14 protein-coding genes and 1 pseudogene are annotated in these 12,297 nt (G+C 65.7%); 6 read left to right on the top strand and 9 right to left on the bottom strand.

The features are described 5' to 3' along the window. Positions 1-34: 34 nt before the first annotated feature. Positions 35-532: a hypothetical protein gene (locus BM028_RS07300; RefSeq protein ID WP_139219772.1), complete on the bottom strand. Its 498-nt coding sequence runs from the start codon at positions 530-532 to the stop codon at positions 35-37. 48 nt (positions 533-580) lie between these two features. On the opposite strand from BM028_RS07300, the gene BM028_RS07295 reads away from it, so the two are divergent. Next, complete coding sequence (locus tag BM028_RS07295) at positions 581-1,174, top strand: hypothetical protein (RefSeq protein ID WP_139219771.1); 594 nt, start codon at positions 581-583, stop codon at positions 1,172-1,174. Between the two features lie 748 nt (positions 1,175-1,922). Here BM028_RS07295 and BM028_RS07290 read toward each other — a convergent pair. From BM028_RS07290 to BM028_RS07270, 4 genes are all read right to left on the bottom strand, one after another. Then, positions 1,923-3,023 carry a chymotrypsin family serine protease gene (locus BM028_RS07290; protein WP_092385558.1) on the bottom strand — a complete coding sequence of 367 codons (1,101 nt, stop codon included), beginning with the start codon at positions 3,021-3,023 and terminating at the stop codon, positions 1,923-1,925. A gap of 226 nt (positions 3,024-3,249) precedes the next feature. Continuing rightward, positions 3,250-3,813 (bottom strand): hypothetical protein, encoded by a 564-nt coding sequence (locus BM028_RS07285; RefSeq protein ID WP_092385556.1) that lies wholly within the window; start codon positions 3,811-3,813, stop codon positions 3,250-3,252. A gap of 112 nt (positions 3,814-3,925) precedes the next feature. Further along, positions 3,926-4,891, bottom strand: coding sequence for a DUF2332 domain-containing protein (locus BM028_RS07280; RefSeq protein WP_092385554.1), 966 nt, complete (start codon positions 4,889-4,891; stop codon positions 3,926-3,928). Between the two features lie 280 nt (positions 4,892-5,171). After that, on the bottom strand, positions 5,172-6,203 hold the full coding sequence (locus tag BM028_RS07270) for a TIR domain-containing protein (protein ID WP_175496016.1): 1,032 nt from the start codon (positions 6,201-6,203) through the stop codon (positions 5,172-5,174). A 298-nt stretch (positions 6,204-6,501) separates the two neighbouring features. Here BM028_RS07270 and BM028_RS07265 point away from each other — a divergent pair, with 298 nt between their 5' ends. After that, positions 6,502-7,149, top strand: coding sequence for an HAD family hydrolase (locus BM028_RS07265; RefSeq protein WP_092385548.1), 648 nt, complete (start codon positions 6,502-6,504; stop codon positions 7,147-7,149). A 321-nt stretch (positions 7,150-7,470) separates the two neighbouring features. Here BM028_RS07265 and BM028_RS18755 read toward each other — a convergent pair. Next, a pseudogene (locus tag BM028_RS18755) lies at positions 7,471-7,695 on the bottom strand (GNAT family N-acetyltransferase); the annotation flags it as partial. Positions 7,696-7,836: 141 nt separating this feature from the next. On the opposite strand from BM028_RS18755, the gene BM028_RS07255 reads away from it, so the two are divergent. Continuing rightward, on the top strand, positions 7,837-8,373 hold the full coding sequence (locus BM028_RS07255) for a VOC family protein (protein ID WP_092385546.1): 537 nt from the start codon (positions 7,837-7,839) through the stop codon (positions 8,371-8,373). Next, entirely contained in the window at positions 8,366-9,169 is an 804-nt protein-coding gene (locus BM028_RS07250) for a MerR family transcriptional regulator (RefSeq protein WP_175496015.1), read from the top strand. The genes BM028_RS07255 and BM028_RS07250 overlap by 8 nt, the downstream gene beginning before the upstream one ends. 272 nt (positions 9,170-9,441) lie before the next feature. Here the strand turns inward: BM028_RS07250 and BM028_RS07245 are convergent, their stop codons facing one another. After that, positions 9,442-9,861: an NUDIX domain-containing protein gene (locus BM028_RS07245; protein WP_092385542.1), complete on the bottom strand. Its 420-nt coding sequence runs from the start codon at positions 9,859-9,861 to the stop codon at positions 9,442-9,444. A gap of 82 nt (positions 9,862-9,943) precedes the next feature. Between BM028_RS07245 and BM028_RS07240 the strand changes: the two genes are divergently transcribed. After that, a complete protein-coding gene (locus BM028_RS07240; protein ID WP_092385540.1) occupies positions 9,944-10,846 on the top strand; it encodes an alpha/beta hydrolase family protein in 903 nt (300 codons plus the stop codon). 39 nt (positions 10,847-10,885) lie between these two features. On the opposite strand, the gene BM028_RS07235 is transcribed toward BM028_RS07240, so the two are convergent. Together BM028_RS07235 and BM028_RS07230 are read right to left on the bottom strand one after the other, a co-directional pair. Further along, positions 10,886-11,341, bottom strand: coding sequence for an anthrone oxygenase family protein (locus tag BM028_RS07235; protein ID WP_217647235.1), 456 nt, complete (start codon positions 11,339-11,341; stop codon positions 10,886-10,888). Positions 11,342-11,507: 166 nt separating this feature from the next. Next, the gene (locus BM028_RS07230; protein WP_092385538.1) at positions 11,508-11,804 is read right to left on the bottom strand and encodes a hypothetical protein; all 297 of its coding nucleotides are present in this window, start codon (positions 11,802-11,804) and stop codon (positions 11,508-11,510) included. A gap of 284 nt (positions 11,805-12,088) precedes the next feature. Between BM028_RS07230 and BM028_RS07225 the strand changes: the two genes are divergently transcribed. Then, positions 12,089-12,286, top strand: coding sequence for a hypothetical protein (locus tag BM028_RS07225; protein ID WP_092385536.1), 198 nt, complete (start codon positions 12,089-12,091; stop codon positions 12,284-12,286). The last annotated feature ends 11 nt before the right edge of the window (positions 12,287-12,297 follow it).

Below are 12,297 nucleotides of genomic sequence, written 5' to 3'. Positions count from 1 at the left end.
GGACGCTTCAGCGAACGATCGGACGACGGGCGCCTCAGCTCGCGGTCGCGGATGGCGACGGTTGGTGATCGGCGCGCTGGCGCTCGACCTCCTCGCCCAAGTCAGCCAAGTCGGTAACGCGCTTCGGCTTATAGCCGTCAATGTTCACGAAAATGCCGGTGGGCTGGCCGCTTGGGTCGACCGTCATGCTGAGTAGCGCGTCCTCGTCGATCCAGGTGCACACGCGGAAGTGATCAGGTTTCTGGCCGGTATGGCGCTGTTCATAGCGCGGGGGCTCCTCATCAGTCAACTCGTATGCCGCCTGAGTCTCGCCGAAGACGAACCAGTCGTTGCGCCTTGCGTCGGGTGCTTCGGCGTCCCCGAACAGCTTGTCGCCGAGGAAGCGACTCCACTGGTCCTGGTGGTGGGTCACAAATCGGGCAGCACGAGTGGCTTGCTCACGCTCCGCTGCAGCCTTCTGACGTGCACGGACGTCGGAGCGTTGCCGGTGGGCGATCAGCGCTTTGGTCAGGAGGTCATCACGTGTGGACATACGAGGACCGTAGCGACCCCCGGGAGTGAGCGATAGACGTTCGGCGTCGTGAACACCTACCTCGTGTCATCAGCAGTACCTTCCTCGAAGGAGGGCAAGATGACCAGTCACAACTTTCAGACCCTGCGCGGCGCGGTGATCGCTGAGTCGAGAGCCACCACCTGGGCAGGAGCGGTCGAGGAGTGGGAAGTGGTGGCCCTGGAGGAAGACCCAACGGCGACGGGCGTGTGCGTATGCGGCAATACCGGTCTGCGCTACCTCTATACGATCCGGAACGCCACGACAGGTCAGCAGTTGTTCCCCATCGGAAGCGTGTGCGTTGAGTACTTCGAGGTCGCGGAACTGACGGAGAGCGTGTCCGCCCTTCGGAGGCTGTTCGACTTGCGCGCCGCGTTCATCGATCGGAAGCCCGTGACACTCACGACCGACTACTTCTCTCGTGCGCTGCTGGCTGACTTGTGGGAGCACGGCGCCTTCCCCGACAACGACTTCAACCGCGGCGACGGAGAGCGCGACTACCAATTCCTCCTCGACTGGTTCAACAGCCGCAGCGAACCGAACACGAAAGAGCGCCAGAAAATTTGGGTCCTGATCAACAAGGCGATCAGGTCCTTCGTCTTGGCTGACGAACGATTGAGTTAGCACGTTCCGGTGACCGGCGGGCGCTGTCTCACCAGCCGATCCACTGTCGAGACTGGGAGTGGCGATGTCTGATGGGCGCCGACACGTCCACTAGGCGACTGGCTCACGCCTCTCCTGATGCTGACATAGCGGACGTCGAACACCGGGCACACGACGCGAACGCTGCCCCTTCCCGTCCCTTCGAGCGTACTGAGCACGGCCGACGCGCCTCGCACCTCAGTCCGCAACCACGCCGCCAGTCCGAACTCCCGTTCGCCGGCCCCCGGCCCCAGGTGTCCGCTGTCGGACACATGAGCAACGGCCCGCGGGATTGTTCCCGTGGGCCGTTGCTCATGGTGTCGTCGACTTGGTCAGCTGTCGGAGCCGGTCAGCTTCCGATCGCCAAGTGGTCTGGTCAGCGGTACGGCGCCGAGTAGTGCGTAGCCGATTGCACTGCATGGGGCTTTGTGCTCTGTGCCCCAAGCGGTGATGTCCACGGTTGAGTCGGTTTCACGAACGGTGACGCCCTTCGGAGTTACGCATGTCTTGTTCGTGATGCTGACAACGGGGTTGCCGTTCTCAATGCGTGAGGTGTCTGTCCACGGAAGGGTCACCATGCCTTCTGTGTCCGTCAGCACAGTGAGTGTGGATGGGGAAGTCGTATTCGGCGTCGAGGTTGTCGGCCCAGCGGTTACGCCGTCGCGGGCGGCGCAGCCGGTAAGCCCCACGCCAAGTGTGAGCGCCACTGCGACGCCGAGCACGACGATTCTCACGGGCTGACCGAGATGCTTGAGCCGAGGATCTGCTTGATCCGCGAGATGTTCGAGTACCAGACGGTGTGGTAGTCCGCCCCGCTACCGGAGATGTTGCCGGCGACGATGACCTTGCCGTTGCTGGTCTTCGTGATGACGGGGCCGCCACTGTCGCCCGGCTGTGAAATGAGAGCGTTCGGGTTGTACGCCGCGTCCAGGCCGCAGATTTTGGTGGTCTTGTCGATGAGGTCCTCGTACTGGTTGACGCACCCGTTCACGATGGTCACCTTCGCCCCGCACTGGTAGCCGGTCGTGGTTCCATCCGTGCACACTTCGGTGCCGACCTGGGAGATTGCTGCTCCGGCGACCTTCACGTAGGTGACGTCGCCCTTGTCGCGGGAGATGTAGAGCCCGGTGGTGAACCCCTGACCGCCGCTGAGGAGCGCCACGTCGGGGTTGTTCGCCTCGTAGTGGACGCTTGTTGCCTTCCCGATGGAGCCGGTGGTCTGCATGACGGTCCCGTCGAAGTACCCCTGCTCCCACGCGGTGCCGTTCGGTCCGCAATGGCCCGCGGTGAGCATTTTCCCGCTCCAGAGGCTGGTCACCGTGCACCAGATCACCTTGCTTCCGCTCTGCCGCACAATGCGGTCCCCACCGACGTATGGCGGCACGTCGAGGAACGGGGCGTAGTAGCCGGGTGTCAGACCTGGAGTGATGGTGTTGCCGGGGGTTCCGGAACCAGAGCCTGGGCCCGTCGTCGGCCGGGCGGTAGCCTGCAGCTTCCGCTCCGGCACGGGCGCGGAGATGTCGGCGAAGCCGACGGCGCTGTGCACCAGGTCTTCCTGCGTGATGACGGTGTTTGCTCCGAGTCGTGCCCGGAGGCCGACGGCTTGGCCTGCCGTGTAGGAGGTCAGCCCGACGTGTGTGACGCCGGAATCATCGAGGTACCAGGTCGCAAGCTGGTCGTCCTTCAGGCCGACGGCGGCAGTTGCGGCCGGTACGAGGTCGAGTCGCTGATCGTGGGTGAGTGAAGCCGCGTTCCCCGTCCCTGGTGCGATGGCGATGATGGTCGCCGACGCGATCAGAGCAGAGCTCAGCAGCGCGGTGATGCGCTTCATTGTGTGTCCCCTCGAAGGCAGCTAGCCCCTCCAGCTGCGCTTCTCTGAGGGTGACCCGGTCTGTCTACCCCGTCAAATGAGAGGACGCACAGTGTCGCGCACGACTGGAACGTTGCCGTTCACCCTGACGCTCGACGGCGCGGAGTCGCGCGAGCACCCGGCCCAATGAACTGCGCCTGACGGCGTCTCGATACCCGATAGGCGAGCGGACAGCGTCTCGCACACCTCAGGAAGCCGTCGCTCCGCGCTCGAACGCCTCGACTTCACGGAGACTCGCACGGATCTCCTCTCGAATAACGTGGCCACTCTTTGAACCGGCGACGATGTCCCGCAGGTGTTCCAACAGCTTGTGAGCGAACGTCGACGTGCGACGCTGCAGGTTCGGGGGATCCTTCTCCTCTGAGATGGTGTCGATCGAGGTGAAAAACTCCTGCCACAGCTCCAGACTCTTTCGATCCTCCTCGTTCGCAAGCGCCTCGATCAATACGCGTTCCGAGAGGACGTCAATTAGGGCAGCCATCCGCCGCTCTGGCACACCACCGCGCTGTGGACTGATGGCCAGGTCTGCCCACTGATTGATCTTGGGAGCCAAGGCCGTCATCGCCCCGTACATCCGTTCCCGATATCGGTCTGAGCGCTCGCGCCGCAGGACAAGCCAGGTGACTCCCGCCGCTACGCCAGCACCTGCAAGCGTGGCCAACAGCGTGGACAGGAAGCTCGGCCAGTCCCAGTTCCCCAAGGACGCAGTCAGTTGGTCGATCGAATCGCGCAACTCGCGTATGTCACTCACAGTCGAAAGCTAACGGACCACTGCGTCCATGGACCGCGACACAACGGCATCCGCACTGATGGTGCCCGTCCGATAGCCGATCCATCAACGGGCACGCCGAGCTGACGTCCTCTCAGGAGGCGGGGAGAGCGTGGAAGAACTGGCCGTGTGGGCCGACGATGGCAACAGGTGTGCCGTTGACCGACAGGACGGTGCCGTTGTCGGCGTCCGCCGGGAGCTGCTTCGCGACTTCGGGAAGTACTGACTTGCCTTCGTTACTGATCCACACAGCACCGCTCGCACGCACCTTGCCGACGAACAAATCGCGTGCGCCCGGACTGAGGTACACGAGCACGGCGCTGTGGAACACGACCAAGGTCGCATCAGCTGGAGCCCGCGCGGCGACCTTCTCGAACTCCTCGTACAGGTCACCCGCGACGAGCAGCGGTTGTTCTGCCGCCACGAGGGATGCGGCGGCGCGGAGGTTCCGGCGGCGCTCGTCATGCTCGGGCCAGACGAGCGTCTCCAGCCATTCCAGTGACGCCGAGTCCGCTACGTCGAGCGGGTTGAGGTCGATGCCGGCACGCCAGACGACATCTGGTAGCTGCGTCGGGGCCGGACGTCCGCGTAGCTCGGTTTCGAGCACGACGGTGCTGCCGCTTGAAGGTGCCAGTTCGTCGACTCCGCTCTCGGTGATGAAGCGGTACGCGTACTTATCCGGGTAGAGGCATAGCCCCGCGGATGCACCTACTTCGAGCAGGGCGATAGGTCCGCTGATCTTCGCCAGTTCGGGTAGGAGCACGGCACATCGGCGGACCTCGTTCGTCTGCGTCGCATGCGTGAGTACTACCTGGCGGACCGCGTCCCACCTGGCGACGAACTCACTCCTTGCCTCGTGATAGGGCACGAGGGGCACGCCGGCCATCCGAGCAGAGGCGAAAACAAGGTTCGGTTGCCGCTTCGTCGCGGGCAGTTCTTCGATCAGCTGCACGACGTCGTCATCGGCTGCGACACCAGTCGCCCAATCAAAGTACAGATCGGAGACGTCCTGCGCTTCGACCTTCGCCCACGCCTGGTACTTCTCGCCAGTCACACTCACGGTCGCATCCTACGGATGGGCTCGAGCCAAGCTCGGAACCCGACTTACCAAGGGCGTCCGCTAGGCGATCGGCTTGCGGGAAGCGACCACGACGCGGAGCGCCGCGAATACGACGACACCGAGCGAAGCTGCCCACACCTCGCCGGCGCGCTCGCCCTGGGCGCGGGCATGCTCCTGCCGCAGATCCTCATGTGGACCACCACCCCCAGCGGCCGCGGGAGCGACCGGAAGATCCGTCGCTTCCCTGATGCCGAGGCGCGCGGGGACGAGTGACGGCGCCCTACGGTCGGACTAGTTTGGCCTCGACGAGCTCCTTGCGCAGGTCATCCTTCCAATTCGACCCCGGGTACTGGACGTACCCGACGCCGGCAATGTCAGACGGCTTCTCAACGCCGGCGTTGACCACGACCATCTGCTTGCGTCCGAGAGTCCCCAGGAAGTAGCCGAGCTCGAGCACAACATTCTGGCGAGCACGAGGGCTCGGCTTGACTCCGGCGTCATAGTCGGCGACCGTCTCGCCAACATCGTCGGGGGTGAGTAGAACGATCACGTAGCCGGTCTTCGCGCCGTAGCTCTCAAACTTCTCGATGATCGTCATGGCACCCCCCGCCTCCTCGGCGAGGGAAAGTGGCATCGTGCCCGTCACACGGTGGACGTAGACCCTGATCGAGTTCAGCGCCGCTTCGTCATGGCCGTGCACCACGAAGATCTGGCGGTCCGCAGACTGCACAGCGGGTGCAGCAGCGGGCGTGCCGGCGGGTGGTGGCGCCGGCTCTGGTGTCTCGGCACGCGGAACGTCCGAGACTGCCCACGAGTCGACTTCGTCTGCAGGAAGAGCCCATGAGTCAGGCTCGGACGACGTCACGCTGGGTGAGGACGGGAACACCTCGTTGGTGGCATCCGGGAACGGGAACACCTCGTTGGTGGCCTCCTGTTCCGTCGGCAGCCACCACGTCGGAACCTCCGACGGGTCTCTCGCGTCGAGGTACTCCCGAAATAGGTCCTTCACTCGATTCGGCGCGTGCTCCGCGACCCATTCCGGTAGGTCAGGCATCGACGGTGCCAGCACCTCCATGCGCTGAGCCTCACCGTCAGCTCCGCCGACGCCCTCATCGAGGACTCGACCAATGCTCTCGAACGCCGCGTCCGCGTAGTCATCGTCCCCGAAGGAGAGCGATCGGTAGAGGCGGGGGTGTGAGGACAAGATGTCTGAGGTGCCGGTCTCACGCCCGAACTGACGCCACTCTTGCTCCCCCCAGCGCGCAGCGGTGTAGTAGCCAGCGGCCATCTGGAGGGGATCAGGTCGAGCCATGCTCGAATCATACGGTTCGGGTACGTCCTGCATAAACGATCGTCTGTGCTGGGTCTCTCGACGTCACCCCCGTACTTCCGCGGCCACCGAATCGTCAAGACTGTGAGCAGCTTCGCTCGGTGTTGTCGTTTTCGCCGCGATCGGGGTCGGGTCAGGTGGTGCCGATGCCGATGCCGATGCCGGTGCCGAGGTCGAGCTGCGGGCTGCTTCGACGACGTCGCTGGTGATGACGTCGAGTTCGACCCGTCTCGGAAGCCGATCCCCTGCCGGTACTGCGCGGGGTCTATAGCCTCGGCCGATGAACTCGACAACGCGGAGTGCGGGATACAAGTGGATCCTGCTCGACGCCGACGGCGTCCTACAGTCTCCCGAGCAGCCCTTCGTTACCGCGCTTGAGCAAATCGCAGGAGACACGGCCGAGGCCTGGCTAGCTGACACGTTCCGCGGCGACGGTCCGGTCATCACCGGACGACAGGAAGTGCTCCCCGTGCTGGGCGACTTCCTACGAGCGGTCGGCTCGGACGCCGATCCCCGAGAGGTCTATGTGCAGCTGTGGGAGAGCATCCACCTGCACGAGGACGTGCTCGAACTCGTGGACAGCTGGCGCTCCACAGGACGACGCGTCGCTCTCACAACGAACCAGGACCCTGGCCGCGCCCGCTTCATGGGCAACGCACTCGCCTTCGATGAGCGGTTCGACCGCAGCTACTACTCGTGCAACCTAGGAGCGGGAAAGCCCTCCGCGCGGTACTTCAAGTACGTGCTCGCCGACCTACAGGTCGAACCGAGCGAAGTGATCTTCATTGATGACACCTACGCGAACGTCGTGGCGGCGAAGCACCTTGGACTCGCTGCCCACCGCTGGCAGCACGGAGACAACCTCGGCGCACTCGCGAGGTACGTCGGAGCAGCACCCGAAGAGGTTCACCCTCCCTCGATCAGCTAAATGGATAGACGGCCGTGACTGCCAGCACGGCGAGCCGTTGCGTCCGGTTGACGATCGCCTACCGGGCAGGGCCGCCAGGTGCGGAGCGGAGAGCTGTGAGGTCGCGCATCCACGCCACTGCCCGCTCGAGCTGACCGGTTTCGGCAAAGAGGCGTACTTGCTGCGTGCCGGACAGCACGGCAGCGAGTTCGCCCCGGTCAGCCGGGCCGAATCCGAGCTTCTGCCAGAAGGGCCCCGATCGGCGTGAGAAGAGCCACGCCCGCGTCGCGCGCCCAGGCTAGCTGCTTCCTCGAGGGCGAATCTCGCGAGACGGGTGCCGGCACCAGCGGCGCGCCGTGTGCTCGAGACTGCGACGCTCCGGATCAAGACGTCTGCACCGTCAGTGCTTGTCTCGTATCCGGTGCTGCCGACGATTTCGCCATCGTGGTCGCGCTCGACCCACACTCGCACGGCGGTCGAGTCGAGCCCAGCGATGGTGAGGTCAGCTTCGCTGAGGAACGCGCGGAGCTCCTGGACATCGTCGTTCGTCACCGGCGAGTAGGTCATACCTCATGCTCTCGCACCACGCCGCCCGGTCAAGGATCGTTCTCCGGATGCGGGCCGGCAACTCGGTGAACCGGGCCAACAGGTTGGTCTCAGAGTTCCCCGATTTGACCCTCACGCCGCGTGAGGGCAGAACGTGGACCCATGAGCAGCTACTACAACGCCTTTGAGATGAGCCCGGTCCCCGCCCCCGGCCCTGACGTGGTCGTGCCTGAGCCATTCCACGGGATCTACGGGATGCCGTCGTTCGTGACGATCCCGACAACCGACCTGGCCGCTTCCGTCGACTTCTGGACCCGCGGCCTGGGCTTCTTCGACCTGTTCAGCGTGCCGGGCAAGCTCGTGCACCTGCGCCGGTGGGCCTTTCAGGACGTCCTGCTGGTCCCAACCGCGTCCGCTCCGGATCAGCCGCCGGCGGTGAGCTTCAGCTTCGCGTGCGTCCTGAACCAGATCGACGCCCTCGTCGCCGCGTGCCGAGCCCACGAGGCGGGCGTGGTGAGCGAGCCGCGGGACACTCCCTGGGGCACCCGCGATGTCGAGGTGATCACGCCGGAGAGGGTGCGAGTGGTCTTCACTGCCGCGAAACCCTTCGAGCCGGCCAGCCAGACCGCCAAAAACCTCGAAGCGATCGGTATCACCGCACCTGGCGCCGACGGCGAGAAGAATGGAGCGCATGCCTGATGACAGCGACGCCGTGGACCTGACTGTTGGTCAGGCCGCGGCGCGCCTGCGCGTGACGGTCCGGACGTTGCATCACTGGGACGAGATCGCCCTTGCGAGGCCGTCGTCACGGTCAGCTGCCGGGTACCGGCTCTATGCCGAAGGCGACCTCGAGCGGCTGCGGCGCATCGTCGTCTACCGCGAGCTGGGGCTCGACCTGGAAGCCATTCGGAGCGTTCTCGACGATCCGAGTGCGGCTGTTGTCATTGCGCTGCGCGCCCAGCAGTCCCAGCTTGCGGCGCGGATCGAGCATCTCAGCGCGCTGGGCGATGACCTGGCCCGGATGGCCGACGCCCACGAGCACGGGCTGCTCATGACCGCTGAGGAGCAGACCGCGACGTTCGGGCCTGGATGGAATCCGCAGTGGCCGGCTGAGGCACGGCAACTCTACGGCGATACGCCGGAGTGGCGGCACTACGCCGAACGCTCCGCGTCACGAACCGTGGACGACTGGCAGGCCGTCGCCGATGCGTCGGCGGCGTTTGATCAGGCCCTTGCCGACGCAATGGATGCTGGTGTCGAACCCGGCAGCCCGACCGCGGACGCTCTCGTTGAACAGCACCGCGAGGTGTTCTCCGCCTACTTCCCTATTACCCGGCAGATGCAGGTCGTCCTCGGCCGCATGTACGAAGCCGATCCCGCGTACGCCGCACACTACGACGGCGTCCGAACCGGCCTCGCCTCGTGGTTGCGTCGCATCATCGACGCCGGCGCACGCGCCCGCGGCATCGACCCCGACACCGCCACCTGGCATTAGGAGTCGCAGCTCACGGTGGCGCGCGTAGCAGCCGACGTCAACGTGGGAGCGAACGCTACCCTGAGCCACCGTCTCGATGATCGATCGCTCAGCGAGCGACTAGAGGCTGATGAATTCCGTCGCCCACGCGACGATCACGCCCACGCCGGCGAACACTGCCACAAGGGCTCCGACGATGACCGTGAGCTGCTGGTCCTTGTTCATCCCCATGCTCGGAGCATATGAGATCCGCCCGCTGCAGCGGTCAGTGGCCGTCTCGACGGCCGATCGGCTCACGAGACGGATCGGGGCGGCTGTTGCGCGCTCAAGACGAGATGTACTGCCTGTCGCGCTTCGTCAGGAACAAGCCGTTCCTCGTCGAGTGACATTGCGGCGATCCAGCTCGGGTCGTACTCGTTACCTGCCGACGCACGGCGCAGCTCAGGTCCTCCGAGCGACACCTCCGTGGAGGTCACTCGCACCGCAAAGTAGGCGGCGGGCACGTCGCCGTCCACGGGAACGTCGAGCAGATCGCCCACGTCGCCTTCGAGCCCGGTCTCTTCGCGGAGTTCACGGAAGCAGGCCTCGCGCAGGTTCTCGCCCTCTTCGACGCCGCCTCCGGGGAGCACGCAGTAGCTCCGACCGTCCTTGCGTCTCTTGATCACCAGCACCTGCTCATCGAGCACGACGACTGCGGCTGATCGAATACGCATGATCTCAGTTCACCATCCACCACCTCGGTCCGGCAGGCGTCACGACGTCCGATCGGCCTCTGAGCGCTGGTAGCGTCCAGAGATGGCGCAAGCGATCGGCGGTCCGGCTCGATCGAAGATCCGCGAGCTGCTCGCGATCCCGGCGCCGGAGTCGATCCACCCGACGGCGGTCCGCCGTTCGCCGCTCTGCCACGAGGGCTCGGTGTGGAGCGAGCGCATCGAGCTCGACACCCTCGACGGCGACACGATCCCGTGCCTCCTCCTCACGCCGGATGATCCCGCCGGCGTGGACGTCATCGCCGTTCACCAACACGCGGGGGCGTTCACTGTCGGCAAGAGCGAGCCGGCGGGGCTGACGGGCGACCCGGCACTCGCCTACGGTGCAGCGCTCGCGAGTGCCGGAGCGCGGGTGATCCTGCCGGACCTCGTCGGGTTCGAGGAGCGACGACGCGACTGGACCGACGACCCCGCCGCGGACGAACGGCTCGACGCATTGTTCCGGGTGTCGAACGGCAGCAGCCTGCAGGCGAAGCACACGCGCGACATCGCAACGGTGACGAGCTGGATGCAGGACACGGGTGCGGTCGGCACCGACCTCGAGATCATCGGGCACTCGCTCGGCGGTCAGGTCGCGCTGTTCTCCCTCGCTGTCGACCCCCGCCTGACGCGGGGCGTCGTGAGCTGCGGCATCGGGACGCTGGCCTCGTTCGAGTCGGAACGCATTCGCCACAATCCCGCGTGGTTCGTCCCGGGGCTCACCGCGGCCGGCGACGTTCCGCTCGTCGCCTCCGCCGTCGATCAGCCCGTCTTCGTCGCCACCGGACGTGACGATCGCCTCTTCCCGCTCCACGGCGTGCGGCAGGTCCTCGAAGCGTTCCGCCCAGGCATCCTGACTACCGAGGTGTTCAACGGCGGACACGCGATGCCGGCGCACGTCCTGGACGCAGCCGTCCGGCATCTGCTCCGAGAGCGGAACGCAGACTGACCTCCTCGCCCGTCCGGTCGTCGATCGACCGGCCCTCCGTCACGCCCCCACCTGCACGACCCCGATCGCGGACAGCACGAACGCCACGATCGCCGCGCTCGACCGGAGGACGTCGATCTGCTCCCACCGCACCACGACCCGCTTCCAGTCCGCCGGCGGGTCGAGCGGATCCCAGTCGTTGACCCCGATGTTGATCGGGACCGTGCCGAGGAACGACGCGAGGACGAACACCCCGAGCGCCGCCGCGGCTGCCACTCGCCACCCGAGCCCGTCGCCCGCGCCGGCGACGACCAGGACCGCGACCGTGGCGAGCACTGCCGGCACCATCAGCATCGGCACGACGACCTTGAGCGACTTGACGAGCGCGATCCGCGTGCGGAGGTGGGCATCGTCCGGCAGGGAGGCCATCGCGGGTTGGACGCCCCACCGCACGATGAACTCCTCACCGGCGAGGAGACCGACGAGGACGAGCTGCACGACCAGGACCACGTTCACGGACCACAGCCTCGTCCGTGCCGCTCACGCCACGCTGACGTGGCGCTCACACGGGTTCGACGGAACCGTCACCGGTGCCTGGGAGCCGCGACGGCGCGCATTCGACCACGAAACGGAACAGGAGCGGCCCCGCTGCCAGCGGGGTCGCTCCTGTTGACCGTGGCCCTTACGACTGCGCGACGCAGACCTGCTTGACGCTCGTGACGTGGCCCGTCGAAGCGCCGATCTGGAACGTGTACGTGTGGTACCCGGAGTTGTAGCTGTACGAACCGCTCTTCGTGACCACGCGGATCAGGTTCGTTCCGGCCGAATTGCGGTCTGGTGAACCGAAGATGTGGACTTCACCCGTGCTCGTCCAGTTCAACTGGGCGGTCTTGTTCCCGCACCCGATGGTCAGGAGTGACCCGATCTTCTCGGCGTGTGCCGGACCTCCGGTGAACAGGGTGGCGGTGACGACGGCCACGGCGACCAGCAGGAGAGCGCCGAATCGCTTTCGACCGGTAAAGGTCGACGTCGTTTCTCGGGAGATTTGGCTGGTGATGTTCATGTTGCCTCATTCACTTCCGCTCGGGGATTCCCCGAAATGCCTTCGGGATCCCGTTCGGACGCTAACACCGGCGAGATGCGGTCAACAGTCCGCTGTTCTGTGGACTGCAATTCCCGGAGCATTGCGTATAGGGTCTCCGCCACAGCCGCAGCAGTGTTCCTCGGGCACGCTGGAGCGGCACCGCTGACGATCGGGGGACCGTGCAACAACGCTGTGACCAGTGCCGACGACTCATCCAGGGTGAGCCGGTCCGGACGGCTACGCGGACGCTGTGCGACGCGTGCGGGACGACCTTCCTCGGGCTGGCTGCCGGAACGATGGCCGGCAACGGCGACGTCGGGCAGTCGATCGCGACGGCGGGCTGGTTCGAGCGACTGCGCCGACGCAAGCTGGACTGAGCACCGCGATC

This window comes from Curtobacterium sp. YR515, from assembly GCF_900113095.1.
GTDB lineage: Bacteria > Actinomycetota > Actinomycetes > Actinomycetales > Microbacteriaceae > Curtobacterium.
This window is presented reverse-complemented; position numbering and strand designations above follow the sequence as displayed.

Coding starts and splice junctions, on each gene's coding strand:
- BM028_RS07270 (WP_175496016.1), bottom strand. CDS start 6,203: ATGGCTCGACCTGATCCCCTCCAGATGGCCGCTGGCTACTACACCGCT.
- BM028_RS07245 (WP_092385542.1), bottom strand. CDS start 9,861: ATGCGTATTCGATCAGCCGCAGTCGTCGTGCTCGATGAGCAGGTGCTG.
- BM028_RS07240 (WP_092385540.1), top strand. CDS start 9,944: ATGGCGCAAGCGATCGGCGGTCCGGCTCGATCGAAGATCCGCGAGCTG.
- BM028_RS07265 (WP_092385548.1), top strand. CDS start 6,502: ATGAACTCGACAACGCGGAGTGCGGGATACAAGTGGATCCTGCTCGAC.
- BM028_RS07250 (WP_175496015.1), top strand. CDS start 8,366: ATGCCTGATGACAGCGACGCCGTGGACCTGACTGTTGGTCAGGCCGCG.
- BM028_RS07290 (WP_092385558.1), bottom strand. CDS start 3,023: ATGAAGCGCATCACCGCGCTGCTGAGCTCTGCTCTGATCGCGTCGGCG.
- BM028_RS07300 (WP_139219772.1), bottom strand. CDS start 532: ATGTCCACACGTGATGACCTCCTGACCAAAGCGCTGATCGCCCACCGG.
- BM028_RS07255 (WP_092385546.1), top strand. CDS start 7,837: ATGAGCAGCTACTACAACGCCTTTGAGATGAGCCCGGTCCCCGCCCCC.